The organism is Streptomyces sp. NBC_01716 (assembly GCF_036248275.1).
Taxonomy (GTDB): domain Bacteria; phylum Actinomycetota; class Actinomycetes; order Streptomycetales; family Streptomycetaceae; genus Streptomyces.
The window spans coordinates 8,048,222-8,072,963 of record NZ_CP109181.1; the positions used below are offsets into that span (position 1 = coordinate 8,048,222).

Annotated in this window: 24 protein-coding genes; 16 read left to right on the forward strand and 8 right to left on the reverse strand. The window is 70.4% G+C overall.

All coding sequences use genetic code 11. From position 1 onward, the window contains the following. Positions 1–185 precede the first annotated feature (185 nt). The 3 genes from OIE74_RS35745 to OIE74_RS35755 are packed head-to-tail and all read right to left on the reverse strand — an operon-like array spanning position 186 to position 2,088. Positions 186–1,265, reverse strand: a complete 1,080-nt coding sequence (locus OIE74_RS35745) for a Gfo/Idh/MocA family protein (RefSeq protein ID WP_329391268.1) — start codon at positions 1,263–1,265, stop codon at positions 186–188. After that, positions 1,250–1,936, reverse strand: a complete 687-nt coding sequence (locus tag OIE74_RS35750) for a ThuA domain-containing protein (RefSeq protein ID WP_329391271.1) — start codon at positions 1,934–1,936, stop codon at positions 1,250–1,252. The genes OIE74_RS35745 and OIE74_RS35750 overlap by 16 nt, the downstream gene beginning before the upstream one ends. Further along, entirely contained in the window at positions 1,933–2,088 is a 156-nt protein-coding gene (locus OIE74_RS35755) for a hypothetical protein (RefSeq protein WP_329391273.1), read from the reverse strand. Before OIE74_RS35755 ends, OIE74_RS35750 begins: the two co-directional genes overlap by 4 nt. A 254-nt stretch (positions 2,089–2,342) precedes the next feature. Here OIE74_RS35755 and OIE74_RS35760 point away from each other — a divergent pair, with 254 nt between their 5' ends. Then, on the forward strand, positions 2,343–2,903 hold the full coding sequence (locus OIE74_RS35760; RefSeq protein WP_329391275.1) for a GNAT family N-acetyltransferase: 561 nt from the start codon (positions 2,343–2,345) through the stop codon (positions 2,901–2,903). Here the strand turns inward: OIE74_RS35760 and OIE74_RS35765 are convergent. Then, positions 2,878–3,801 carry a helix-turn-helix transcriptional regulator gene (locus OIE74_RS35765; RefSeq protein WP_329391276.1) on the reverse strand — a complete coding sequence of 308 codons (924 nt, stop codon included), beginning with the start codon at positions 3,799–3,801 and terminating at the stop codon, positions 2,878–2,880. The two genes, OIE74_RS35760 and OIE74_RS35765, sit on opposite strands and share 26 nt — an antisense overlap. Positions 3,802–3,960: 159 nt before the next feature. Here OIE74_RS35765 and OIE74_RS35770 point away from each other — a divergent pair, with 159 nt between their 5' ends. After that, positions 3,961–4,881, forward strand: coding sequence for an oxidoreductase (locus OIE74_RS35770; protein ID WP_329391278.1), 921 nt, complete (start codon positions 3,961–3,963; stop codon positions 4,879–4,881). 74 nt (positions 4,882–4,955) lie between these two features. Here the strand turns inward: OIE74_RS35770 and OIE74_RS35775 are convergent, their stop codons facing one another. After that, positions 4,956–5,606, reverse strand: coding sequence for a glycerophosphodiester phosphodiesterase (locus tag OIE74_RS35775; protein ID WP_329391281.1), 651 nt, complete (start codon positions 5,604–5,606; stop codon positions 4,956–4,958). 295 nt (positions 5,607–5,901) lie between these two features. On the opposite strand from OIE74_RS35775, the gene OIE74_RS35780 reads away from it, so the two are divergent. From OIE74_RS35780 to OIE74_RS35795, 4 genes are all read left to right on the forward strand, one after another. Beyond that, positions 5,902–7,299, forward strand: a complete 1,398-nt coding sequence (locus tag OIE74_RS35780) for a DUF6421 family protein (protein WP_329391283.1) — start codon at positions 5,902–5,904, stop codon at positions 7,297–7,299. Between the two features lie 114 nt (positions 7,300–7,413). After that, positions 7,414–8,181: an SDR family NAD(P)-dependent oxidoreductase gene (locus OIE74_RS35785; RefSeq protein WP_329391285.1), complete on the forward strand. Its 768-nt coding sequence runs from the start codon at positions 7,414–7,416 to the stop codon at positions 8,179–8,181. Next, entirely contained in the window at positions 8,178–9,248 is a 1,071-nt protein-coding gene (locus OIE74_RS35790; protein WP_329392551.1) for a threonine aldolase family protein, read from the forward strand. Before OIE74_RS35785 ends, OIE74_RS35790 begins: the two co-directional genes overlap by 4 nt. Before the next feature lie 97 nt (positions 9,249–9,345). Next, complete coding sequence (locus tag OIE74_RS35795) at positions 9,346–10,038, forward strand: B3/B4 domain-containing protein (protein ID WP_329391288.1); 693 nt, start codon at positions 9,346–9,348, stop codon at positions 10,036–10,038. A 79-nt stretch (positions 10,039–10,117) separates the two neighbouring features. Here the strand turns inward: OIE74_RS35795 and OIE74_RS35800 are convergent, their stop codons facing one another. After that, positions 10,118–10,840, reverse strand: coding sequence for a lysophospholipid acyltransferase family protein (locus OIE74_RS35800; protein ID WP_329391290.1), 723 nt, complete (start codon positions 10,838–10,840; stop codon positions 10,118–10,120). A 267-nt stretch (positions 10,841–11,107) separates the two neighbouring features. Between OIE74_RS35800 and OIE74_RS35805 the strand changes: the two genes are divergently transcribed. From OIE74_RS35805 to OIE74_RS35825, 5 genes are all read left to right on the forward strand, one after another. Further along, the gene (locus OIE74_RS35805; protein WP_329391292.1) at positions 11,108–11,467 is read left to right on the forward strand and encodes a TlpA family protein disulfide reductase; all 360 of its coding nucleotides are present in this window, start codon (positions 11,108–11,110) and stop codon (positions 11,465–11,467) included. A 220-nt stretch (positions 11,468–11,687) separates the two neighbouring features. Further along, on the forward strand, positions 11,688–12,476 hold the full coding sequence (locus OIE74_RS35810) for an electron transfer flavoprotein subunit beta/FixA family protein (RefSeq protein WP_329391295.1): 789 nt from the start codon (positions 11,688–11,690) through the stop codon (positions 12,474–12,476). 73 nt (positions 12,477–12,549) lie between these two features. Then, positions 12,550–13,512: an electron transfer flavoprotein subunit alpha/FixB family protein gene (locus OIE74_RS35815; protein ID WP_329391297.1), complete on the forward strand. Its 963-nt coding sequence runs from the start codon at positions 12,550–12,552 to the stop codon at positions 13,510–13,512. A 203-nt stretch (positions 13,513–13,715) separates the two neighbouring features. Next, a complete protein-coding gene (locus OIE74_RS35820; RefSeq protein WP_329391300.1) occupies positions 13,716–15,020 on the forward strand; it encodes a DUF6986 family protein in 1,305 nt (434 codons plus the stop codon). Positions 15,021–15,176: 156 nt separating this feature from the next. Next, on the forward strand, positions 15,177–16,967 hold the full coding sequence (locus tag OIE74_RS35825; protein WP_329391303.1) for a serine/threonine-protein kinase: 1,791 nt from the start codon (positions 15,177–15,179) through the stop codon (positions 16,965–16,967). On the opposite strand, the gene OIE74_RS35830 is transcribed toward OIE74_RS35825, so the two are convergent. Beyond that, the gene (locus OIE74_RS35830; protein WP_329391305.1) at positions 16,953–17,996 is read right to left on the reverse strand and encodes a LacI family DNA-binding transcriptional regulator; all 1,044 of its coding nucleotides are present in this window, start codon (positions 17,994–17,996) and stop codon (positions 16,953–16,955) included. The two genes, OIE74_RS35825 and OIE74_RS35830, sit on opposite strands and share 15 nt — an antisense overlap. 172 nt (positions 17,997–18,168) lie before the next feature. On the opposite strand from OIE74_RS35830, the gene OIE74_RS35835 reads away from it, so the two are divergent. From OIE74_RS35835 to OIE74_RS35855, 5 genes are all read left to right on the forward strand, one after another. Next, complete coding sequence (locus tag OIE74_RS35835; protein WP_329391307.1) at positions 18,169–19,152, forward strand: ROK family protein; 984 nt, start codon at positions 18,169–18,171, stop codon at positions 19,150–19,152. Between the two features lie 227 nt (positions 19,153–19,379). Then, complete coding sequence (locus OIE74_RS35840) at positions 19,380–20,735, forward strand: ABC transporter substrate-binding protein (protein ID WP_329391309.1); 1,356 nt, start codon at positions 19,380–19,382, stop codon at positions 20,733–20,735. Between the two features lie 3 nt (positions 20,736–20,738). Continuing rightward, a complete protein-coding gene (locus OIE74_RS35845; RefSeq protein WP_329391311.1) occupies positions 20,739–21,653 on the forward strand; it encodes a carbohydrate ABC transporter permease in 915 nt (304 codons plus the stop codon). Beyond that, a complete protein-coding gene (locus OIE74_RS35850) occupies positions 21,650–22,603 on the forward strand; it encodes a carbohydrate ABC transporter permease (protein ID WP_329391313.1) in 954 nt (317 codons plus the stop codon). The genes OIE74_RS35845 and OIE74_RS35850 overlap by 4 nt, the downstream gene beginning before the upstream one ends. A 298-nt stretch (positions 22,604–22,901) precedes the next feature. Further along, positions 22,902–23,948 (forward strand): NUDIX hydrolase, encoded by a 1,047-nt coding sequence (locus OIE74_RS35855; RefSeq protein WP_329391315.1) that lies wholly within the window; start codon positions 22,902–22,904, stop codon positions 23,946–23,948. Here the strand turns inward: OIE74_RS35855 and OIE74_RS35860 are convergent. Beyond that, on the reverse strand, positions 23,889–24,632 hold the full coding sequence (locus OIE74_RS35860) for an MBL fold metallo-hydrolase (protein WP_329391316.1): 744 nt from the start codon (positions 24,630–24,632) through the stop codon (positions 23,889–23,891). The genes OIE74_RS35855 and OIE74_RS35860 overlap by 60 nt on opposite strands. Between the last annotated feature and the right edge of the window lie 110 nt (positions 24,633–24,742).

The following is a 24,742-nucleotide window of genomic DNA, read 5'->3' on the forward strand; positions in this document are numbered from 1 at the left end:
GCGATTGAATTGTCAGTCGAATTCCCGCCCGGAAAGTTCTACTCCTGGACATTAATTGCCCTGACGATTCGAGCAGCGGAACATATCCGTCGAGAAAGGCGGCCGAGGGCCGGGAAGCGCGGCGAAGAACGGCAGGAAGGCCGCCGCCTTCCTGCCGTCCGTGTGGGGGATCCCGCGCTACGGCCTTACGGCCTTACGGCCTCGGGCCTCGCGCAGTCGCTGCGCACCGGCAGCCAGACACCCTCGCGCGCCGCGTCGAGCGTCGTCAGCATCACGTCGAGGACATGGCGGGCGAGTTCGCCGGACGCCCGGTGCGGCCGGTCATCGGCGAGCGCGGCCGCCAGATCGGCGAGACCGGTCCCGCGCCCGGCGTCGCGGTAGCCGCCCGACACCGGTAGCCGCTCCCACTCACCCCCGGCGCGGTGCAACTCGACCGGACCGTCGAAGCCGTTGGGGTCGGGGACCGAGAGCGAGCCGTCGGTGCCGTGCACCTCGATGCGCGGCAGCCGCGCGGCATGGATGTCGAAGCTCATGACCAGCGTGGTCAGCGCGCCGCCCACGTGCTCCAGAAGCCCGGTGACATGGGTGTCCACCTCGGAGCCGAAGCGCTCGCCGGCGCGCGGTCCGCTGCCGATGGTCCGCTCGGCGCGCGGCATGGACGCGGCTCCGGTGACCCGGCTGACGGGCCCGAGCAGATGAACGAGCGCGGAGAGGTAGTACGGGCCCATGTCGAGCAGCGGCCCGCCGCCGTCCTGGTAGTAGAACTCGGGGGCGGGGTGCCAGCGTTCATGCCCCGGTGTGGTCATGAACGCGGTGGCCGCGACCGGGGCGCCGATGAGCCCGTCGTCGACCGCCCCGCGCGCGGTCTGAACTCCCGTACCGAGCACGGTGTCCGGGGCGCAGCCGATCCGCAGTCCGCGCCCGGCCGCCGCCGCGAGGAGCGCGTCGGCCTCCTCGCGGGTCATGGCCAGCGGCTTCTCGCCGTAGACATGCTTTCCCGCGTCGAGCGCGGCGCGCGCCACCTCCGCGTGTACGGCGGGCAGGGTCAGGTTCAGTACGGCGTCGACGTCCGGGCGCGCGACCAGTTCGGCGACCGAGGCGGCGACGGCGACGCCCGGGATCCGCGCGGCGACCGCCTCGGCGCGGTCCGCGTCCAGGTCGGTCACTGCGGTGAGCCGGACGTCGTCCAGCCGTTCCAGCGTCTTCAGATACTCGCCGCTGATCTTTCCCGCGCCGACCATGCCGACCCTCAGCGGCTCGCCCACAGCAGCCCCCTCTCGGTCAGCGTCCGTACCTCGGGCACGTCGAAGTCGTCCGGTTTGTGGCCGATCGTGGAGACGAAGACACGGCCCGCCGCCCGGGTCCTGGTCCACACGGCGGGCATGGTGACCGGCCGCGAGCGGATCTCGTCCGCCTCGAACCCGATCGTCGCGAGCACGTCGATCAGCGGGTCGGTGGCCGTCCAGTAGCGCTCGGTGTGGACGTCGAAGTCGGCCAGACCGGTCACGATCGGATGGTCCGCCCGCTCCGGCACGATCCGCACCGGGTGGTCGGAGAAGCCCGCCGGATGCATCAAGAACTGGCCGCCGGTGAGGAGTTGGTAGTTCACGTCGCCGCGGAAGGAATCGACGATCCCGCCGTGCCAGCCGGCGAAGCCCGTGCCGGCGTGGACGGCCGCGGTGAGCCCGGCGCACTGCTCGTCATTGATCTCGCCCATGGTCCAGCACTGGACGACGAGGTCGGTGGCGGCGAGGAGCGCGGCGTCGGTGTAGACGTCCAGGGTGTCGGCCGTCTCGACCGCGAAGCCGTTCTCCTTGAGGAAAGGCAGGAAGAGATCCGTGATCCTGACGGGCTCGTGGCCTTCCCAGCCGCCACGGACGACCAGCGCGCGCCGGGAGCCGGGGGCGGGCTTCGGGCCCGGGTCGGTGGCTGTCATGGTCGTTGCACGCTCCCGTCGGTGTTGCGCAGCAGGGCCCAGTGGTCGTGTTCCGGCGGCTCGGGTACCGGATGCCGGCGTGCCGCGGCCTCGTCGAAGCCGACTCCGTGACCGGGCGTCTCGTGCGGGGACAGCGCGCCGTCGTCCGCCACGACGGTACCGGGGAAGACGTCGAGTACGGCAGGCTTGAAACGGCCGCTTCCCGCACACCGAAGGCGTGGCTGCTGATGTTCATGGCGAGTGTGGCGGCCTGGGCGAAGCTGCTGGGCTTCGCCCCGCGGTACCGCAGGAGCCCCCCGGCCGAGGCCGGGGAGAGGAAGCCGACCCTGCGACCCGCTCCCCCGGGACGTGGGGTTAGGCTCGGGCGCGCCGCCCGCCCGCGGCGGAGATTCGGAGAACGCGCACCATGGACACCGCACCGCGCCCCGCTCCCGGCCGGCTCACCTACCGGGACGCCACCGCAGCAGACGTCAAGCCGCTCGTGGCACTCATCGAGTCCGCCTACCGCGGTGAGAGCGCCCGCGCCTCCTGGACCTCCGAGGCCGACCTGCTGGAGGGGCAGCGCACCGACGAGCAGGGCGTCCTCGATGTGATCGAGGCCGACGGCAGCCGGCTCCTGATCGTCGAGGCCGACGGCGTGCTGGTCGCCTGCTGCCAGCTGGAGCACCGCGGCCCCGCCGCGTACTTCGGCATGTTCGCCGTCGACCCCGGCGCGCAGGGCGGCGGTCTCGGCAAGCGCGTCCTCGCCGAGGCGGAGCGCCGCGCCCGCGCGGACTGGGGCGTGGGCGAGATGCACATGACCGTGATCGTCCAGCGCGAGGACCTGATCGCCTGGTACGAGCGCCGCGGCTACCGTCGTACGGGACAGCTGCTGCCCTTCCCGTACGGCGACGAGCGCTTCGGTATCCCGCAACGCCCCGACCTGGCGTTCGAGCTGCTGGTCAAGCCACTGGACCAGGACTTCTGAACGCTCCGTCGACCGCTCCTTCCACCACAGCGCGCCCCTCACTCCCGGTACGGGCGGCACGCAGGGATGCCAGCAGTTGCAGCCGTTCGGCGTCCGGGCTGCCGGGCTCGGCGGTGTAGACGAACATGACGGGTCCGGGACTGCCGGGCAGCGGGTAGCTGCCCCACTCGACGGTGATCTCGCCGACCTGAGGATGCCGGAACAGCTTCGTCCCCTGCACCGTCTCGCGCACCTCGTGCCGGGCCCAGAGCCGCCGGAAGTCCGCGCTGCGGATGCTGAGTTCACCGATGAGCATGGTGGCCCGCGGGTGCGTCGGGTCGGTGACGACGGCGGTGCGCAGCATTCCGATGTACTGGAGCGCGGTGGCTTCCCAGTCGGGGCAGCGCATCCGGGTCTCGGGGTCGTGGAACAGCGAGGTGAGCATGTTCCGGTGCTCCGGCGGCTGCTGGCCCGGGTCGCCGAACAGCTCCTCGGCGAGCGTGTTCCAGGCGAGCAGGTCGAGGTGCAGGCCGAGCACCACGGCGGGGGTGTTGATGGTGGCCAGCAGCTGCCGGGTGCCGTCCGGTACGCGTTCGGGGGCACGGCGCCTGCGTACGCGCTGCGGGCGGCGTGCTGCCTGGGCGAGCGCGAACAGATGCCGGCGTTCGTCGTCGTCCAGGTTCAGCGCGGTGGCGAGGTCGTCGAGGACGTTGTCGGAGGGGCGTACGTCGCGGCCCTGCTCCATGCGCTGGTAGTAGTCGGTGCTCAGTCCCGCCAGCAGCGCGATCTCCTCCCGCCTGAGCCCGGTGACCTTGCGCCGGGGGCCCGGCTCAAGACCGACGTCCCGCGGGCGCAGCCGGCCGCGGCGGGCGCGGAGGAAGTCACCGAGTTCACGGGCGAACGAGTGGTCGGCAGCCATACGGACAGTGTGCGGGTACGGCACGGGCCGAAGGTAGGTCTGGCACTCCTAGGGAAACGAGTGCGACCGCGCGCCGCCGGTCCGCTCCTACGGTTGGCCCCGGGCAGCCGTGCACACCATCCCCAGCCGTGCACACCTCATTTCCCGGGAGCATCGGCCATGACCGAATGGACTGAACGTGACATCCCCGACCAGAGTGGCCGGGTCGCCGTCGTGACCGGCGCCAACTCCGGACTGGGCCTGGTCACCGCGACCGAGCTCGCCCGCAGCGGGGCGCACGTCGTGATGGCCGTACGCCGTGAGGGTGCCGGTGCGAGGGAAGCCGCGGAGATCCGGCGGGCCTTACCGGACGTCAGGATCGAGACGCGCCAACTCGACCTGGCCTCCCTTGAGTCGGTGCGCGCCTTCGCGAAGGGGATGAACGACGACTTCCCGGCGATCGACCTGCTGGTCAACAACGCCGGTGTACTCCATCTCGGCCCGGCCCGCACCACCGGCGACGGGTTCGAGACCCACTTCGGCGTCAACACGCTGGGCCATTTCGCGCTCACCGGCCTGCTGCTCGGCAACCTCAGCCGGGCGGAAGCCCCCCGTGTGGTCAGCATCAGTTCGACCTCCCACCGCATCGCCCGTCTCGACTTCGACGACCTGATGTCGCGGAACAACTTCAAACCCCGCCGCGCGTACGCCCGTTCCAAGCTGGCCTGCACCGTTTACGGGTTGGAACTCCACCGTCGGCTGGAGAAGGCGGGCTCACCCGTCCTCAGCGTCGTCGCCCACCCCGGGATCTGCCGCACCAACCTCAGCCCGAGGGCGTTCGAGGACCAGTGGGCGATCTCGCGGGCCGTCGACCGGGCGACGCAGCGGGCGTTCGCCTCGGTCCACGAGGGCGCGAGGTCACAACTGCACGCCGCGACGGCGCCCGGCGTGCGCGGCGGCCAGTTCTACGGGCCGTCCGGCTTCAAGGAGATGCGCGGCCCGGTCGCCACGACGGAGCCCGCCCCGCAGGCAGCCGACCCCGCGTCCGGGAAGAAGCTGTGGGCCGCCGCCGAGGAACTGACCGGCATCAGCTACCCGTGAACCGCCGGGACGCCAGACCCGAGTGCCACCCCCCCCCGGTACGGCCGAAAGGTCTGGCGTCCCGGCTCCGCGTGTCAGGCCGTGAAACGGCCGGTACGGCGGATCTCCGGGAAGTCGGTGGTCGCGCCGTCCAGCCCGAGCGCCCGGGCCAGCCGCAGGTGGTCCGGGGTGTTCACCACCCAGCCGATCACCCCGAGCCCCGCCGCGTGCGCGCGCTCGACGACCTCCAGCGTCAGCCGCCGGATGTTCAGCGCGAGCGAGTCCGCGCCCACCGCGACCGCCCGGTCCACCACGTCGCCGCCCCAGCGGCTGGCGATCAGCACCGTGCGTACGCCCGGCACCAGGGCGGAGATCTCGGCGACGGCCTCGTCGTGGAACGAGGACACCTCGACCCGTCCCACCAGCTGCCTCTCGCGCATGACATCGGCCAGCGCCCGCGCCGCCGCCACATCCTTGATCTCCGCCTGGAGCGGTGAGCCCACCGCGTCCAGGACCTCGTCGAACACCGGCACCCGCTCGCCCCGCCCCGCGTCGAGCTCCCGCAGCTCGGCGAGGGTCCGGTCGGCGATCGGGCCCGTGCCGTCCGTCGTCCGGTCCAGCTCCGCGTCGTGCATGACGACGAGGGCGCCGTCCTTGCTCAGATGAAGGTCGAGCTCGATCGCGTCCATGCCGGCCCGCTCGGCGTGCAGAAAGGAGCGCAGGGTGTTCTCGGGCTCGACACCCATCACTCCACGATGACCGATGGTGAGGAAAGTCAAGGCTGACTCGCTTCCGTCGTCGGCGGCTCCCGCGCGGCGCTGGTGCCCCACGCGGCACGGCGGCAGCCTAACGGTCCGTACGCCGGTATGGACCCGTGCGTGAGGCGCAAGTGGAGATGCCTGCTGTCCACAGCGCGTACGGCGGGAAAATCGCCCGTAAACCCGAGGCATGGCAGGATAATTTGTCTCGGCCGACCTTGTACGGGAGAATCAAAGACCGATACGGTGCTTTGACGCCAGCTTCTCCCGTGGAGGGTGTGACATGACGGAAATTCTTGTGCAGGACCGGACCGGAGGGCCCTCGGCCGACGGCGAGCGGGTGGTCGAGCACCCCGCGTGGACCGAGCTCAAGAATGCCGTCGAGGAGATCCGCCCCTGGCAGTCCAAGGACGGCTCCATCGATTTCGACGCCGACGACGCGCCCGCGCGCGCCCTCGTCGAGGTCACGCTCGACCGCGTGACCGCCGCCGTCGAGCACCTCTCACCCCTGCTTCCGCACGACGCCGCCTACCACGAGGCGCTCGTCGCGGACCTCCGCAAATGGGCCGACAGCGCCTTCGACGTGCCCGACTTCTTGGACTCGCTGCTCGCCTTCCGGCCCGCGGCCGACCGCGCGGACCGGCGGCAGCACCTGGTCGTCTTCCCCATGTACACGCAGAACGGCAACCCGGACCGCAATCTGGAGGCCGTCGTCCTGCGCATGGTCTGGCCCGAGTGGCTGGCCGAGCTGGAGCGCACCCGCTACGACAATCCCCTCTTCTGCGGCATCACCTTCGAGGACTTCACCGCCGGTTACGACACCAACTCCGCGGTCCTCTTCCCCGAGACGATCGCGGTCCGCGAGGCCCCCGAGCGGTTCAGCTGGGGCGGCATCTTCTGCGACCGCGAGGCAGCCAGGTTCCGCCGCGTCACCGAGGCCGCCGTCGACATCCTCGGGGTCGAACTTCCCGACGACATCCGGGAGATGGTCGGCGACCAGGACCGCTGCCAGCAGGCGTTCGTCCTCTGGGACATGATCCACGACCGCACCCACAGCCATGGTGACCTGCCGTTCGACCCCTTCATGATCAAGCAGCGGCAGCCGTTCTGGATGTACGGCCTGGAGGAGCTGCGCTGCGACCTCACCGCCTTCCGCGAGGCCGTGACGCTGGCGGCCGACGGTGTGCCGCAGGGCCGCGATGTGCAGTACGCGGTGCTCTTCGACCGGATGTTCCGCTTCCCCGTCACCGGTGCCCGTCAGCGCAACTACGACGGCCTCGGCGGCCAGCTGCTCTTCTCCTACCTCCACAAGCACGACGTGGTGCGCTGGACCGACAACACCCTGCGCATCGACTGGGAGCGGGCCCCGCAGGTCACCCAGCGGCTGCTCGCCGAGATCGAGGCCCTCTACCGGGCCGGTATCGACCGCCCCAAGCTGGTCCACTGGCTCGCCGCCTACGACCTCGTCTCCACCTATCTGGCCCCGCACCCCGGATCCCGCTGGGCCAAGGGCCCGGACGCCCTCGACCTGGATCTGCCCCCGCGCAAGCTGGTCGACGACGTGCTTCCCGACGAGTTTCCGCTCAGCATGTTCTACGAGGCGCTGGGCAAGAAGCTCAAGACCGTGATCGCCTCGACCCAGGGCATCCGGGCCACGAGCACCGAGAAGCGAGCCGCGTGAGTTCGTACGACACTGCTGTCTGCGGGAGCACGGCGCCCGCGAGGGCCTGGCCGGCCACGGCATGAGCGACGACGCGCGGAGACGGGGAACACCGGGATGACGGAGAAGACGACCATGAGCACAACCACCGGAGCGGGCGGCCCGCTGGACGGCGCCGTCGTGGCGGTCGCCGGAGCGGGCGGCCCCGCCGGGCGCGCGGCCCTCCTGCGCCTGGCCTCGGCCGGCGCGACTGTCGTCGGCGCCGACGCGGACGAGGCGAGCCTCGCCGAGGCGGTCGACGCCGCCCGCCGCGCCCGCGGCGGCGCCACCGTCACCGGTGAGACCGTCGACCTCCTGGACCTGGCGGCCACCCGCGCCTGGGCGGCGAAGACCGAGAAGGACGCGGGACGGGGCCGGATCGACGGGCTCGTCCATCTCGTCGGCGGCTGGCGCGGCGGCAAGACCTTCGCCGACACCGACCTCGCCGACTGGGACCTGCTGGAGAAGCTGCTGATCCGCACGGTCCAGCACACCTCACTCGCCTTCCACGAAGCTCTGCTGCGCAGCGACCGCGGCCGCTATGTGCTGGTCAGCGCCGCCGGAGCGAGCAAACCCACGGCCGGCAACGCCGCCTACGCGTCCGCCAAGGCGGCTGCCGAAGCCTGGACGCTGGCGCTCGCCGACGACTTCCGCAAGGCCGGGGGCGACGAAGGGCCTCGTGCGGCGGCTGCGATCCTGGTCATCAAGGCACTGGTGCACGACGCGATGCGCGCCGAGCGCCCGAATGCGAAGTTCGCGGGCTTCACGGACGCCGGAGACCTGGCCGACGCCATCGCCGGGGTCTGGGAGCGGCCCGCCGGTGAAGTGAACGGAAGCCGCCTGTGGCTGAGCCCCGAGTCATGACGTCCCGCAAGACCGCGGCGCGCGCCCACCACGACCCCGCCGTGCGCGGGTTCGCCAGCGACAATTACGCGGGCGCCCACCCCGAGGTGCTTGCGGCCCTCGCCCTCGCCAACGGCGGCCACCAGGTCGCGTACGGCGAGGACGACTACACCGACCACCTCCAGCGCGTCATGCACAGCCACTTCGGCCCCACCGCCGAGGCTTTCCCGGTCTTCAACGGAACCGGCGCGAACGTCGTCGCGCTCCAGTCGATGACCGACCGCTGGTCCGCGGTGATCTGCGCCGAGTCCGCGCACATCAACATGGACGAGGGCGGGGCGCCCGAGCGGGTCGGCGGCCTCAAGCTGCTGCCCGTGCCCACCCCCGACGGCAAGCTCACCCCTGAGCTGGTCGACCGCCAGGCCTGGGGGTACGAGGACGAGCACCGGGCCATGCCGCAGGTCGTGTCGATCACCCAGAACACCGAACTGGGCACCGTCTACACTCCGGCCGAGATCCGTGCCCTGTGCGAGCACGCCCACGAGCGGGGCATGAAGGTCCATCTCGACGGGGCCCGGATATCCAACGCCGCCGCCTCCCTCGACGTACCGATGCGCACCTTCACCAACACCGTGGGCGTGGACGTGCTGAGTTACGGCGGCACGAAGAACGGCGCGATCTTCGGCGAGGCCGTCGTCGTGATCGATCCGGACGCGGTGCGCGCGATGAAGCGGCTGCGCAAGCTGTCGATGCAGCTCAGCTCCAAGATGCGGTTCGTCTCCGTCCAGCTGGAGGCGCTGCTGGCCGGCGATCTGTGGCTGCGCAACGCCCGGCACAGCAACGCCATGGCCCAGCGGCTCGCCGACGGCGTGCGCTCGGTCGATGGGGTCGAGATCCTGCACCCCGTCCAGGCCAACGCCGTCTTCGCCCGGCTGCCGCGCGAGGTGGGGGAGCGGCTCCAGAAGCGGTTCCGCTTCTACTTCTGGGACAAGGCCGCCGGTGACGTGCGCTGGATGTGCGCCTTCGACACCACCGAGGACGACGTCGACGCGTTCGTCCAGGCGGTCAAGGAAGAGATGGCCAGGTAACCGGCGACCGGGGCCTCGCTCCGGAGTGGTGCATTACAGTAGACCTCGCGGTGTGCTGTGATGCACCGTTTCCGTACGTCCCGAGGCAAGGCAGACGATGACCCTGACGCTCACCGTGTCGGACGAGGTGCGCACCCTCGCCCCCGGCTTCACCCCGCTCGCCGTCGAGGCCCACGGCCTGGTCAACGGCCCCAGCAACGAGGCCGGTTCGGCGCTGCTGGACGACGCGGCCCGGCGGCTCGCCGCCCGCCTCGACGGGCGCGCCCCGCACGAGGACCCGCACATGGTGGCCTGGCGCGCGGCGTACACGGCCTTCGGCGGCAAGCCGAACCGTACGCGCAACTCCGCCGAGGCCCTGGCCAGGCGGGCGCTCGCCGACGGCGGTCTGCCCCGGATCAATCTGCTCGTGGATCTCTACAACGCGATCAGCGTGGCCCATCTGATCCCCGTCGGCGGCGAGGACACCGACCGGATCACGGGCGCCATGCGGCTCGTACGGGCCACCGGCGACGAGCCGTTCCACACCGCCGCGGGCGGGGAGCCGGCCGTCGAGCACCCGGACGCGGGCGAGGTCGTGTGGCGTGACGACGAGGGTGTGACCTGCCGGCGCTGGAACTGGCGCCAGGGTGTGCGCACCCGGCTCACGGAGGAGTCGGTGAACGCCGTCTTCCTGCTGGAGGGTCTGGCCCCCATGACCGGCGCGGAACTCGACGCTGCGGGCACCGAACTCGCCGAATCGCTGGAGAAGTTGAGCCCCGGCGTACGGATCACCGTGCGCCCGGCGCTCTGAGCCGACCTGACAGAGCGTCAGTTGGGCGACGAGCCGTGCAGTGACGTTTCGGTGGTGGCGCCCGCGGGGTCCGCGAGGCTCAGCCGGCTTCGCGGGCCTCGGCCGGCGTCGGGGCCGTACCGCCCAGATGCGCCGGTACCCACCAGGTGTCGCCCGCGTCCCTGGGCCGTACCGGATAGGCCCGCTGCGCGGCTTCGAGCAGCTCCTGCACCCGCTCGCGCAGCCGCCGGGTGATCGCACCCGCGTACTGGTCGGTCGGGGCCTCCACCGGCTCGCCGACCCGCATCGTCACGGGGATGTGGCTGCGCCGGAAGTTACGCGGACGCCCCTTGGTCCAGAGCCGCTGGGTGCCCCACAGCGCCATCGGGATCAGCGGCACGCCGGCCTCCTGCGCCAGGCGCGCCGCGCCGGACTTGAAGGACTTGAGCGTGAAGGACTGCGAGATCGTCGCCTCGGGGAACACGCCGATGATCTCGCCGGCGCGCAGCGAGTCGAGCGCGTGCGAGTAGGCCGTCTCGCCCTGCGTACGGTCCACGGGGATGTGTTTCATGCCGCGCATGAGCGGCCCCCCGACCTTGTGCCGGAAGACCGATTCCTTCGCCATGAAGCGGACGAGGCGCTTCTGGGGGAGTGCGGTGAGGCCGGTGAAGATGAAGTCCAGATAGCTGATGTGGTTGCTGACGAGAACCGCGCCGCCGGTACGCGGGATGTTCTCGGAGCCCTGAGTCTCGATCCTGAGGTCCAGCGCCTTGAACATCGTGCGGGCGGCGCCGATGACCGGCCGATAGACGAGCTCTGCCATCTGGAGGAGACCCTTCTGTTCCCGGGGAGGGTTCTCCCGACGGAAGCTACGCAGCCGTAGGTTTTCGGCATTGGGCAGATCGTGCCCCAAACGAGGCCTTGTGGCCAGTCCTGTCGACGGCGCGGAGCGAGATTCTCATCACGTCATTCCTGGTTGATCCGGGCGTTTGCCGCAGCTCAGCGCGGCGCCGCGGAATATCCTGCCGCCGTGCGAACGCTGCCCCGTGGGAGGGGTGACGAACGGACCCATGGCGGGTGGAGGCTCAAGGTGCGCGGGGAAAAGGGCGAACAGCGGCTCGACGCCGCGCTGTTGGGCGCGGAGTTGGGGGAGCGCGCCACACTGGTCCAGTTCTCCACCGCGTTCTGCCTGCCGTGCCGCGCGACCAGGCGCACGCTCGCCGAGGTGACCGGCATGGTCGACGGCGTCGCCCATGTGGAGGTCGACGCGGAGGACCGCCTGGAGTTGGTACGCGAACTCGGCATCCTCAAGACCCCCACGGTGCTCGTCCTCGACGCGGCGGGCCGGATCGTACGGAGGGCCGCGGGGGTACCCCGTAAGGCCGATGTGATCGCCGCGCTGGGCGCGGCCGTCTCCGGCGGGACCCCGGGCGAGACCTCCGGCGGGTGACACGCTCCGGCCGACGGCCGGTGTGCGTCGGGCCGCCGGACCGGCGGGCGTTGGGAAGGTCACAGTTCAAAGCGCTTGCTCACCGGGCATGAGCTGGATGTACTGGCGAGTAATATTATGGTCGGTGCGCGGGTCGACCTGACCGGAAAACCCCCCATCAGGCGCCTATGCTGCGAGCAACAACGCAGCCCAGAAATGACGATGCAGTAGGAGAGCCGGCGTGAGCTTGAGGATCGTTGTCTGTGTGAAGTACGTGCCCGACGCCACGGGTGACCGGCATTTCGCCGATGACCTGACGCTTGACCGTGACGATGTGGACGGTCTGCTGTCCGAGCTGGACGAGTACGCGGTCGAGCAGGCGCTGCGGATCGCGGGTGAGCACGATGGTGACGCGGAGGTCACCGTGCTGACGGTGGGTCCCGAGGACGCGAAGGACGCGCTGCGCAAGGCGCTGTCGATGGGGGCGGACAAGGCGGTCCACGTCGAGGACGACGATCTGCACGGCACGGACGCGCTCGGCACGTCGCTGGTTCTGGCGAAGGCGGTCGAGAAGACCGGTTACGACCTGGTGATCTGTGGCATGGCCTCCACCGACGGCACGATGGGCGTCCTGCCCGCGATGCTCTCGGAGCGGCTGGGTGTGCCGCAGGTGACGCTGCTGTCCGAGGTGTCGGTCGACGGCTCCACCGTGAAGGGTCGCCGTGACGGTGACGCGGCGACCGAGCAGCTCGAAGCCTCCCTGCCGGCCGTCGTGTCGGTTACCGATCAGTCGGGCGAGGCGCGCTACCCCTCGTTCAAGGGGATCATGGCGGCGAAGAAGAAGCCGGTTCAGTCCCTGGACCTGGGGGACCTGGAGATCGAGGCCGGGGACGTCGGTCTCGAAGGCGCGTGGACGGCCGTCGACTCCGCCACGGAACGCCCGGCACGCACGGCGGGCACGATCGTCAACGACGAGGGCAAGGGCGGCGACCAGCTGGCCGAGTACCTCGTCAGCCAGAAGTTCATCTGACGGGTGCGGTCCACCGCCCCTCTCGCCGGTCCCGGTTCCTTCACGCACACGCATTCGCAGGAGATCCATTCCCATGGCTGAAGTTCTCGTCTATGTCGATCATGTGGACGGTGCCGTCCGCAAGCCCACCCTGGAGCTGCTGACGCTGGCCCGCCGTCTCGGTGACCCGGTCGCCGTCGCGCTGGGGAACGGCGCGGCGGACACCGCCTCCACACTGGCGGAGCACGGCGCGGTGAAGGTCCTGACCGCCGACGCCGCCGAGTTCGCCGACTACCTCGTCGTCCCGAAGGTCGACGCCCTCCAGGCCGCGTACGCGCAGGTGTCCCCGGCCGCCGTCCTCGTCCCCTCCTCCGCCGAGGGCAAGGAGATCGCGGCCCGCCTCGCGGTGCGGGTCGGGTCGGGCATCGTCACCGACGCGATCGACCTGGAGGCCGGTGACGGGGGTCCGGTGGCGACGCAGTCGGTGTTCGCCGCCGCCTACACCACCAAGTCCCGTATCACCAGGGGCACTCCGGTCATCACCGTGAAGCCCAACTCGGCCCCTGTCGAGCCGGCCCCGGCCGCGGGCACCGTCGAGGAGCTGGCTGTCACCTTCTGTGAGGGGGCCACCGGTACGAAGGTCGTCGCCCGTACGCCGCGTGAGTCGACCGGCCGTCCCGAGCTGACCGAGGCCGCGATCGTGGTCTCCGGCGGACGTGGTGTCAACGGCGCGGAGAACTTCGCGATCATCGAGGCGCTGGCGGACTCCCTCGGCGCGGCCGTGGGTGCTTCGCGTGCCGCTGTGGACGCGGGCTGGTACCCGCACTCCAACCAGGTCGGCCAGACCGGCAAGTCCGTCTCCCCGCAGCTCTACATCGCCTCCGGCATCTCCGGTGCGATCCAGCACCGGGCGGGCATGCAGACCTCGAAGACGATCGTCGCGGTCAACAAGGACGCCGAAGCGCCCATCTTCGACCTCGTCGACTACGGAATCGTCGGCGACCTCTTCCAGGTCGTCCCGCAACTCACCGAAGCCATCAAGGCACGCAAGGGCTGAGCCGAGGACGGCTCGTACGTTCCGGAGGCACACAGGGGCCGCGCGGTGGGTGATCCACCGCGCGGCCCCTGCGCGCCGCGCACTCGCTTACCGGCTCGTCCCGGGCGACCATTGACGCAGCCCGGATCGGGAGATTAACTTCACCATGCGGATGATGAATTCCGTATAGCGGAAAACTCAACGCGGTGCATGGAGGCGTGGGAATGGGTCAGGGCCAGCAGGAGAAGGTCGCGACGAGCCTCGCGGACGCGGTCGGGGCGAGCATCGGCGCCTCGCTCGCACCGGTCGACGCGGAACTCGCCCGCCGCTACCCGGGAGACCCCGGCACCCGCCAGCCCGTGCACACCGTCTATGTCCCCGCCGACGCCTTCGACGCGGGCACCGTCCGTTCCTGGGGCGACCAGGCCCTCGCCGCCCTCGACGAACACGCCCCCGACGCCGCCTCCTTGGCCCGCGCCCTCGGCCTCTCGGACGAACTGGCCGGTCCGGTGTACGAGCGGGTGCGGGCCAAGCTGGAGCGCGAGCCCGTCGAGGACCTGCGGATCGACTTCGAGGACGGCTACGGGGCGCACTCCGACGAGGAGGAGGACATCGCCGCCGCGCGAGCCGCGCGCCTCGTCCACCAGGCGTACGAGGACGGCACCGCCGCCCCGTACATGGGCATCAGGATGAAGTGCCTGGAGGCGTCCGTACGGGACCGGGCCATCCGGACCCTCGACATCTTCCTCAGCGGACTGATGGAGGCCGGCGGCCTTCCCGAAGGGCTCGTCCTCACCCTGCCGAAGGTCACCTATCCCGAACAGGTCACCGCGATGGCCCGGTTGGCGGCGGAGTTCGAGAAGGCGCGCGGGCTGCGGCCCGGCCGGATCGGCTTCGAGATCCAGATCGAGACCAGCCAGTCCATCCTCGCCGCCGACGGCACCGCAGCCGTCGCCCGGATGATCGTCGCCGCGGACGGCCGTGCCACCGGACTGCACTACGGCACCTTCGACTACAGCGCCTGCGTCGGGGTCAGCGCCGCCTACCAGTCCAGCGACCACCCGGCCGCCGACCACGCCAAGGCCGTCATGCAGGTCGCCGCCGCAGGCACCGGCGTACGGGTCTGCGACGGCTCCACCAACGTCCTGCCCGTCGGCCCCACCAGCCAGGTCCACGAGGCCTGGCGCCTTCACCACGGGCTCACCCGCCGCGCCCTCGCCCGCGCCTACTACCAGGGCTGGGACATGCACCCCGGCCATCTGCCCACGCGCTACGCCGCGGTCTACGCCTTCTACCGCGAGGGCCTGGAGCCCGCCGCCGCGCGACTCGCCGCGTACGTGGCGAAGGCCGGGGGCGACGTGATGGACGAGCCGGCCACCGCCAAGGCTCTCAGCGGCTACCTCCTGCGCGGACTCGACTGCGGAGCCCTCGACGCCGACGAGGTCACCGGCCTCACCGGCCTCACCCGCGCCGGTCTGGAAGGCTTCGCGACCCCGCGCCGCGCGGCCCTCACGGTCTCCGCCCCCTGACCCGGGCCCGCTGCCCCCGCGCACACCGGCCTGTCCCACCTGAAACTGCCGCCCCTTAGGCTGTCGTCCACCCCGACGAGGACCGCGACCACGGTCCCGTACGGGTGACCGGAACCAGCGACGTGCGACAGCAACACGCGAGGCAAGGGGCAAGTGGTGTCTACGGGGGAATACGGCCGCGGCGAGGAAGCGGGCAGACTGCTCGCCGGCCGCTATCGGGTGCTCGCCCAACTGGGGCGGGGCGGCATGGGTGTTGTGTGGCGCGCCATGGACGAGGTGCTCGGCCGCGAGGTCGCCGTCAAGGAACTGCGTACCTATACCGATGCCGGCGGGTCCGAACTCGCCGACCTGCGCGTACGGATGCGGCGCGAGGCACGTGCCGCCGCCCGGATCAAGCACCCCGGTGTGGTGGCCGTCCACGACGTCGCCGACGAGGGTGGCCGTCCCGTCATCGTCATGGAGCTGATCGACGGCCCCTCGCTCGACGATGTCCTCACCCGGCACGGTGTGATGGACCCGCGCGAGGCGGCCCGTATCGGCGCCAAGGTGATGGAGGCGCTCGGCGCCGCCCACCGCGCCGGCGTGCTGCACCGCGACGTCAAGCCCGGCAATGTGCTGCTGGAGGCGGGCGGGCGCGTGGTCCTCACCGACTTCGGCATCGCCGCGATGGACGATCCCGGCGACGGCTCCAGCACCCACCTCACCCGCAGCGGTGAACTCGTCGGCTCGCTCGACTACTTGGCGCCCGAGCGCGCCCAGGGCCAGGAGCCGGGACCGGCGTCCGACGTCTGGGCGCTCGGCGCGACGCTGTACGCCGCCGTCGAGGGCAACTCGCCCTTCCGCCGTACGTCGACCTGGTCGACGCTCACCGCGATCGTGGTCGACCCGCTGCCCGAGGCCCGGCGCGCGGGCCCTCTCGGCGCCGTACTCCAGCAGCTGATGCACAAGGACCCGGCGCTGCGGCCGGACGCGGAGACGGCGGCGCGGCTGCTCGCGGCGGTCGCGGGCGACAGCGGTGCGATCACCGCGCCGATCGGACTGGGGGAGCACGGCGCCGCTCCCGCCCATGCGCCCCGGGTGCCGACCGAGATCAACCCGGTGCCGCACCGCCCGGAGGGGTTCGGCCCACCCCCAACGGCGGGTCCCTCGGCCGCACCGTCCGGCCCGTCCGGCCCGTCCGGCCCCTCCGTCACCTCCGTCACCTCCGTCACCTCCCGGCACCGTGCCGTCCCAGCCGACGGCCCCGGCGGACGGCGAGCCAAGAAGTCGCGCATGCTCGTCGCCGCCGGAGTCGCGGCCGTCCTGCTCGCCGGAGGCGGCGTGACGTACGTGCTCGTCGACCGCGGCGGCTCCACCGCCGGCGAGAACGTGGCCGGGGACGGGCCGACGGAGCCGGACGAGGGCCCCGACGGCCGGGTCCTCGACCCGGGCGCCGCCACGTCCGGCGACAAGAGCCCGAGCGCGAAGCCGAAGGAGCAGGGCGACAAGGCGTCGAAGCCCCCGAAGGACGACAAGAAGTCGCCCGCGCCCGGCGGCGGCACCGACGACTCGGATCCGGACGGCAAGGGCAAGGGCGACGCCGAGGCCGACACCGACGGCGGACGTCCGGGATCCGGCGGCGAGAGCACGGGCGGTGGCGGAGGCGGTACGGACCCTGACCCGGCGCCGGTGTGCCACCCGATCGGCGGCGGCAAGTACAACTGCCAGGTCTGGCGCCAGGCCAACTCGTACACCGCGGACGGCGCCCAGGCCGGCGTGCTCAACGCGGGCACCAACTACTTCTACTGCCAGCGGAATCTGGGCCGCCGTGAGACGTCAGGACAGTGGACCAACATCTGGTGGGCCAAGACCGACGACGACAACGGCAATACGAACGTCTTCGTCAGCGACGTCTACATCTCGGGCGGCGACAACGACCAGCCGCTGCCGGGCCTACCGGTCTGCTGACGGCGGCAGCTCGCCCGAGCCGCGCGCGATCAGCCTGGTCGGCACCACCACCTGGTTCGGGGCATCGGCCGCCCCGTCCAGCCGGCGGAAGAGCCGCTCCGCCGCCGTACGCCCGAGGGTGGCGGCGTCCTGCGCGATGACGGTGACCCCGGGGTCCAGCAGGTCGGCCAGCTCGATGTCGTCGAAGCCGACGAGGGCGACAGGCCGCTCGTGCGCGGCGAGCGCCCTTACGACCGTGACGGTGACACGGTTGTTGCCGGTGAGGATCGCCGTGACCGGCTCGGGGGCCTTCAGTATCGACACGACGGCGTCGTGCACCCGCTCAGGAACTGTCGTGCCCAGCGACACCCACGAGTCGTCCACGGGCAGTCCGGCCTCCGCCATCGCGGCCCGGTAGCCGCGCAGGCGCTCCACCGCCGTGTGGATCCGGGGCTGGTCACCGATGAAGCCGATCCGGCGGTGGCCGTGCGCGACCAGATGGGCGGTGCCCGAGCGCGCGCCGCCGAAGCTGTCGGAGAGCACGGCGTCCGCGTTGATCTTCCCCGCGGGCCGGTCGACGAAGACCGTCGCGACCCCGGCCTTGATCTCCGGCTCCAGATAACGGTGGTCGTGACCCGCGGGAATGATGATCAGGCCGTCCACGCGGCGCGCGCAGAGGGCGAGCACCAGCTCCTGCTCGCGGTCCGGGTCCTCGGCGCTCGACCCGTTGATCAGCAGCGCGCCGTGGGCGCGGGCGACCTCCTCGACCGCGCGGTTCAGCGGGCCGTAGAACGGGTCGGCGAGATCCTCCAGCACCAGACCGATGCTGGCGGTACGGCCCTTGCGCAGCACGCGCGCCGAGTCGTTGCGCCGGAAGCCCAGCGCGTCGATGGCCTCCTGGACGCGCCGCTCGGTGTCCGGCGTCACGCCGGGCTCCGCGTTGACCACTCGGGACACCGTCTTGAGCCCGACACCGGCCCGCGCTGCCACATCTTTCATGGTGGGCCGATTACCGTAGCGGGGCTCGGAGTGACGGTTGGTGTCGGCCACTGTGCGCTGTCCTGTCGTCGTTCGGTTGCGTTCAAGACTTGTGGCGTTGAGCATAGGCCCTGGACAACGTTGTCAGGTGAATGGAGACTGTTCCATGAACCCGCAGGTCCCCCGCGCGTCCCCACCACCCCCGCCCGCGGGGACCCTCTCGTCCACTGGAGAACCCACACAGATGCATACCGAGCTAGTCGCCGCTCTCGACATCGGCGGCACCAAGATCGCCGGCGCGTTGGTGGACGGTGACGGGAGGATCCTCGTACGGTCCCGGCGGCCGACCCCGGCGGCCGAGGACGGTGAGTCGGTGATGCGCGCGGTGACGGAGGTGCTGGAAGAGATCGGCGCGTCCCCGCTCTGGGCGCGTGCGACAGCTGTCGGTATCGGCAGCGCGGGCCCCGTGGACGCGGCGGCCGGCACGGTCAGCCCGGTGAACGTCCCCGGCTGGCGCGGCTTCCCCCTGGTCGAGCGCGTCCGGCGGGCCACCGGCGGACTGCCGGTGACACTCGTGGGTGACGGCGTCGCCATGACGGCGGCCGAGCACTGGCAGGGCGCGGCTCGCGGCTACGACAACGCCCTGTGCATGGTGGTCTCCACCGGTGTCGGCGGCGGTCTGGTGCTCGGCGGCAAGCTCCACCCCGGCCCCTCCGGGAACGCTGGCCATATCGGCCACATCAGTGTGGATCTCGACGGTGATCTCTGCCCATGCGGCGGACGCGGCTGCGTCGAACGCATCGCCAGCGGCCCCAACATCGCCCGTCGCGCCCTGGAGGGCGGCTGGCGCCCCGGTCCGGACGGTGACACCTCGGCGGCGGCCGTCGCCGCTGCGGCGCGCGCGGGCGACGCGGTCGCCATCGCCTCCTTCGAACGGGCCGCGCAGGCACTGGCCGCCGGGATCGCGGCGACGGCGACGCTCGCGGACATCGGGATCGCGGTCGTCGGCGGGGGAGTGGCGAACGCGGGCGATGTGCTCTTCCTGCCGCTGCGCCGTTCGCTGCGCGAGTACGCGACGCTCTCGTTCGTCCAGAACCTCACCGTGGCACCGGCGTTGACCGGTACGAACGCGGGTCTCGTGGGCGCCGCGGCGGCGGCGTCGCTGGGGCGCGGGCCCGCCGCTTCGAGCGACAACAACTCGGCGATGACCGCCCCGACAAGTCTCTGACGGTCGCCGGATGGAGAGTTGACGGGCCGTCAGATCTCGCTGCCCGTACCGGTCTTCGCGAATGTGTCATTGCGCGCGTTTGCGGTAGAGCCTGTTCGGCTCTGTTGGAAGAGACCGGGTAACGGTTGTTCGATATCCCGTCAGAACCCTTGACGACTCCCTCTCAGGGGAGTGAGATCCAACCCTCGCGTTCGGTTGTGTTGGGTCGCACCCCTGAGGAGGGGGACATGTCTCAGTCTCCGTTCAACGGTTCGGTGGTACCGGCGAGTCTGGCCGGGCACCGGATCTCCCGGCGAAATCTACTGCGTGGTGCGGCGGCCGGGGCGGGTGCGATCGCACTGCCGTCGCTGCTCGCCGCGTGCGGCGGCGGTCCGGGCGGTGACGGAAAGACCGTCACGATGGGTTCGAACTCCTCCGACCCGGTCCCCAAGAAGGCGTTCGCCCAGGCCTTCGCGGCGTACGAGAAGCAGTCCAAGGAGAAGCGGAAGGTCGACGTCAACACCGTTGACCACAACAGCTTCCAGGAGAACATCAGCCGCTATCTGCAGAGCAAGCCGGACGACGTCTTCATGTGGTTCGCCGGCTACCGGATGCAGTTCTTCGCGGAGAAGGGGCTGCTGCACGACATCAGCGATCTGTGGGGCGACTACACCGGCTTCTCCGAGGCGCTGAAGGCCCAGTCGACCGGCTCGGACGACAAGCAGTACCTCACGCCGTACTACTACTATCCGTGGGCGGTCTTCCATCGGAAGAGCGTCTTCGAGGAGCGCGGCTACGAGGCCCCGCGCACCCTGGACGAGTACCTGGCGCTCGCCAAGCGGATGCGCAAGGACAAGCTGACCCCGATCGCGTTCTGCGACAAGGACGGCTGGCCCGCGATGGGCACTTTCGACTACATCAACATGCGCAGTAACGGTTACGAGTTCCACAAGTCGCTGATGGCGGGCGAGGAAGCCTGGACCGACAAGCGCGTCAAGGATGTCTTCGACACCTGGCGGAGCATCCTCCCCTACTGCCAGCCGGGTGCCAACGGCCGTACCTGGCAGGAGGCGGCGACCAGCCTCCAGAAGGGCGAGACGGGGATGGCCGTCTTCGGACTCCCGCACCCCGGCCAGCAGTTCGCCGAGGACGAGCAGGACGACATCGACTTCTTCGCGTTCCCCGAGATCAACCCGGAGCACGGCCAGGACGCGGTCGAGGCGCCCATCGACGGATTCCTGCTGGCGAAGAACTCCAAGAGCCTGAAGAACGACCGGACCATGGAGAGCGCCAGGGACCTGCTGTCCTGGCTGGCCACCGGCGAGGCCGAGGACGTCTATCTCGCCGGTGATCCCAACAATGTCGCGGTCAGCGAGGACGCCGACATCTCCAAGTACTCACCGCTGCAGAAGAAGGCGGTGGACCTGATCGCGGGTTCGAAGCAGATATCGCAGTTCATGGACCGCGACACCCGGCCCGACTTCGCCTCGACGGTGATGATCCAGGCCATCCAGAGCTTCATCAACGAGCCGGACGACGTGGACGGGCTGGTCAACGGGATCGAACGGCAGAAGAAGACTCTCTTCGCGTCCGACGGCAGCTGATCCGTGGCGTTCTTCACGACGCGACGCACCCGGCGGCGCGGCCCCCGGCGGTTCTCAGCCCGGGACCGTGCCGTCCTCTGCGTGCTGCTGGGAGTACCTCTCCTGCTCGATCTGGTCATCGTGTGGGGCCCGACCGTCGCCTCGATCGTGCTGTCCTTCTCCAGCTGGGACGGGATCAGCGACATCGAGTGGGTCGGTACCGAGAACTACGAGAACCTGTTCACCAACTACCCGCAGTTCTGGCCCGCCGTCCAGCACAACCTCCTGTGGCTGGGCTTTCTCGGCCTGGTCGCCACCCCGTTCGGGCTGCTCCTCGCCGTACTCATCGACCGGGGCGTGCGCTTCAGCCGCTTCTACCAGTCAACGATCTATCTGCCGGTCGTGCTCTCGCTCGCCATCGTCGGCTTCATCGCCCAACTCGTCTTCTCCCGCGACCAGGGCGCGCTCAACGCGATCCTCGGCGACACCGAGAATCCCACCGACTGGCTCGGCGATCCGGACCTCAACATCTGGATGGTCCTGCTGGCCGCGGCCTGGCGGCACACCGGCTATGTGATGATCCTCTATCTGGCGGGCCTCAAGGCCGTCGACGCCTCTCTCAAGGAGGCCGCGGCCATCGACGGCGCGAGCGAGACTCAGACATTTTTCCGAGTGGTCTTCCCCGCCATGCGGCCGGTGAACGTCATCGTCGGCGTGATCACGGTCATCGAGGGGCTGCGCGCCTTCGACATCGTCTACGCCGTCAACAAGGGCAGAAACGGACTTGAACTGCTCTCGGTGCTCGTGACGGACAACATCATCGGAGAGGCGAGCCGGATCGGCTTCGGATCGGCCATCGCCGTCGTCCTGCTCGTCGTCTCCATGGGCTTCGTCGTGACGTATCTGGTCCAGGAGATCCGAGGGGAGAAGACCCGATGAGCGTCCACGCCGACACCGCGACGCCGGGCCCGCCCGCGTCCACACCTGCCGCCACCGGCTCTCCCGCGTCGTCGGGTCCGCCCGCCCGCCGGCGCCGCGCCACCCCCGGCCGGTTCGGCGTGCACGCCTTCCTGATGGCCGTCTCGCTGGCGTTCCTCGCGCCCCTGCTGCTGGCCGCGTACGCCTCGCTCAGGCCGTACGACGAGACGGCCGAGCGTGGCTACTTCTCGCTGCCCGACAAGCTGTCCTTCGACTACTACCGGCAGGCGTTCACCGATTCCGGGTTGACGAAGTATTTCGTCAACACGCTGCTCATCGCCGTCCCCGGTGTACTGCTCGCGCTCTTCCTCGCCTCGTTCGTCGCCTTCGCCGTGGCGCGGCTGAGAATGCGCGGATCGATCGTGCTCCTGATGCTGTTCACGGCGGGCAATCTGCTGCCGCAGCAGGTGATCATCACGCCGCTGTACGTGCTGTTCAACCGCATCCCGCTGCCGTACTGGATGTCCGACTCGATGACGATGTACGACTCGTACTGGGCCGTCGTCGCCGTCCAGGTCGGCTTCCAGATGGGCTTCTGCGTCTTCGTCCTGGCCAACTTCATGCGCACGCTGCCGATCGAGATCCTGGAGGCGGCGATCGTCGACGGCGCGGGCGTCTGGGCGCAGTACTGGCGGATCACCCTGCCGCTGTGCAGGCCGGCCCTCGCGGCCCTCGGCACACTCCAGTTCACCTGGATGTACAACGACTTCCTGTGGGCGCTGGTCTTCATCTCCGACGGCGACAAACTGCCGGTGACCTCTGCGCTCAACAATCTGCGCGGTCAGTTTTTCACCGACTACAACCTGTTGGCTGCGGGCTCGATCATCGTCGCGCTGCCGACGATCATCGTCTTCCTGCTGCTCCAGCGGCACTTCATCGCCGGACTCACCCTCGGATCCAGCAAGGGCTGAGACCGGGGCCCGAAAGGGCTCCCTCGTGGATGCCCCGCAGGGAACCTCTCCAGTACGTCACGGTGCATCGCGAACCCCCTCGGCCACATTCGTCCTGAACGACCTTCTGTCCGCATGTGTGACGGCTCCGGCCGAAAACGCTCCGTGCGACAGGGCGCGCCACGGCTTCCGTAAGAGGTGGCGATGAGGCCACGAACCGGCAACAGCCGGGTGTCGACGGGGCCGCCGGAATCGGCCACGTGTTTCCACTGCGGGGTGTTGCGGGCAATCCACATGGGGCTACGGAAGAGGGGGAACCGTGATCGTCTGGATCAACGGTGCGTTCGGAGCGGGCAAGACCAGTACGGCGCGCGAGCTGATCGACATGATCCCTAACAGCACCCTGTACGACCCCGGGCTGATCGGTTCCGGGCTGCGGGAGCTGCTGCCGCAGAAGAGACTCGCCGAAGTGAGTGACTATCAGGACCTGCCCATCTGGCGGCGCCTGGTCGTGGACACCGCCGCCGCGCTGCTCGCCGACGTCGGCGGCGTGCTCGTCGTCCCGATGACGCTGCTGCGGCAGGAGTACAGGGACGAGATATTCGGCGGTCTGGCAGCCCGCCGCATTCCCGTCCGGCATGTGCTCCTGACCTTGGACGAAACGATTTTGCGCGGCCGGATAGCGGACCGTACACGGGAGGAGGCGGCCGGCGAGGACCCCGCCGGGACCGAGCGCGCCCGGCAGTGGGCGTACGAACACATCGAGCCCTACGGCGCCGCGCTCGGCTGGCTCACGGCCGACGCCCTGGTCGTCGACACCGGAGGGCTCACACCGGCACAGAGCGCGGCGGTCGTCGCCGAGGCGGTGCACACGGGCTCGGCGGGGCTGTGCGAGATCGTGCAGACACCCGAGCCCACGGCGGAGACGGTCGCGGCGGGGGTGCTCCTCTTCGACGAGCGGGACCGCGTGCTGCTCGTCGACCCCACCTACAAGCCGGGCTGGGAATTCCCCGGCGGGGTGGTCGAGAGCGGCGAGGCGCCCGCGCGGGCCGGGATGCGCGAGGTCACCGAGGAGATCGGGATAGAACTCGCCGACGTACCCAGGCTGTTGGTGGTGGACTGGGAGCCGCCGAGACCGCCCGGCTTCGGCGGGCTGCGGCTGATCTTCGACGGCGGCCGGCTGCCGGACCAGGACGCCGGAAGACTGCTGCTGCCCGGCTCCGAGCTGCGCGGCTGGCGTTTCGTCACCGAGGACGAGGCGGCGTCGATGCTGCCGCCCGCCCGCTATGAGCGGCTGCGGTGGGCCCTAAGGGCCCGGGAGCGGCGGACCGTGCTCAATCTGGAGGCCGGTGTCCCGGTCGGCTGACGCGTACAGCACGGCGGCGGCGTCCGTGGTCCCGTCCGTGACGAGCGGATCGCCGTGGCCGAAACAGACCGTCGAGGGTCCGAGCGCCGCGAGGCGGATCATGGACCGCTTCGCGCTCTCACGGTTGACGTTGAACACGCCGAGCATCACGCGGCGTTCGGCGGCGGCCACGGCGTCACCCGTGAACAGCACACCGTGGTACGGCAGATGGACGGCGATGGATCCGTACGTGTGCCCCGGGACATGCACCACCCGCGCGCCGTCGCCGAAGGGCAGCTCGTCGCCGTCCTCCAACTCGCGGTCCACCCGGGTGGGCGGCGCGGGCGGCACGGTCAGCCCGTGCTCGTACAGCGGGATCTCCCAGTCGAGGAGCAGCGGGTCGGGCACCGGCCACTCGCCGCGGATGATCGGGGCGTCGAGCCGGTGCGCCATCACCTCGGCGCCGTACCGCCCGGCCAGCTCCTGCGCCGAACCCACATGGTCGCGGTGGCAGTGGGTGAGGACGACACGGCGCAGATTCGCGGGGGTGAGACCGAGATCGCGAATGGCGTGCTCGATCTCCGGTCCCGCGTAGACATGACCGGAATCGATGAGAGTCAGCTCGTTCTCGTCCTGCCACAAGTACGCCTGACCGATGGGGAAACGGAGCATATGCAGCCGGGGACTGATCGCAACGAGATCCATGCCTCGAATGTATGCAGTGCGGAACGGCCGCGCGTGCCACTTCGCTGACGGCGATTTCCGCTTTACGCAGAAAGCCCGGGTGAACCTCCTGTCATGCTGTCCCGTCGGGC

Coding starts and splice junctions, on each gene's coding strand:
- OIE74_RS35790 (WP_329392551.1), top strand. CDS start 8,178: ATGACGTCCCGCAAGACCGCGGCGCGCGCCCACCACGACCCCGCCGTG.
- OIE74_RS35835 (WP_329391307.1), top strand. CDS start 18,169: ATGCATACCGAGCTAGTCGCCGCTCTCGACATCGGCGGCACCAAGATC.
- OIE74_RS35785 (WP_329391285.1), top strand. CDS start 7,414: ATGAGCACAACCACCGGAGCGGGCGGCCCGCTGGACGGCGCCGTCGTG.
- OIE74_RS35775 (WP_329391281.1), bottom strand. CDS start 5,606: ATGGGTGTCGAGCCCGAGAACACCCTGCGCTCCTTTCTGCACGCCGAG.
- OIE74_RS35820 (WP_329391300.1), top strand. CDS start 13,716: ATGGGTCAGGGCCAGCAGGAGAAGGTCGCGACGAGCCTCGCGGACGCG.
- OIE74_RS35815 (WP_329391297.1), top strand. CDS start 12,550: ATGGCTGAAGTTCTCGTCTATGTCGATCATGTGGACGGTGCCGTCCGC.
- OIE74_RS35860 (WP_329391316.1), bottom strand. CDS start 24,632: ATGGATCTCGTTGCGATCAGTCCCCGGCTGCATATGCTCCGTTTCCCC.
- OIE74_RS35840 (WP_329391309.1), top strand. CDS start 19,380: ATGTCTCAGTCTCCGTTCAACGGTTCGGTGGTACCGGCGAGTCTGGCC.
- OIE74_RS35770 (WP_329391278.1), top strand. CDS start 3,961: ATGACCGAATGGACTGAACGTGACATCCCCGACCAGAGTGGCCGGGTC.
- OIE74_RS35850 (WP_329391313.1), top strand. CDS start 21,650: ATGAGCGTCCACGCCGACACCGCGACGCCGGGCCCGCCCGCGTCCACA.
- OIE74_RS35800 (WP_329391290.1), bottom strand. CDS start 10,840: ATGGCAGAGCTCGTCTATCGGCCGGTCATCGGCGCCGCCCGCACGATG.
- OIE74_RS35760 (WP_329391275.1), top strand. CDS start 2,343: ATGGACACCGCACCGCGCCCCGCTCCCGGCCGGCTCACCTACCGGGAC.
- OIE74_RS35795 (WP_329391288.1), top strand. CDS start 9,346: ATGACCCTGACGCTCACCGTGTCGGACGAGGTGCGCACCCTCGCCCCC.
- OIE74_RS35765 (WP_329391276.1), bottom strand. CDS start 3,801: ATGGCTGCCGACCACTCGTTCGCCCGTGAACTCGGTGACTTCCTCCGC.
- OIE74_RS35750 (WP_329391271.1), bottom strand. CDS start 1,936: ATGACAGCCACCGACCCGGGCCCGAAGCCCGCCCCCGGCTCCCGGCGC.
- OIE74_RS35780 (WP_329391283.1), top strand. CDS start 5,902: ATGACGGAAATTCTTGTGCAGGACCGGACCGGAGGGCCCTCGGCCGAC.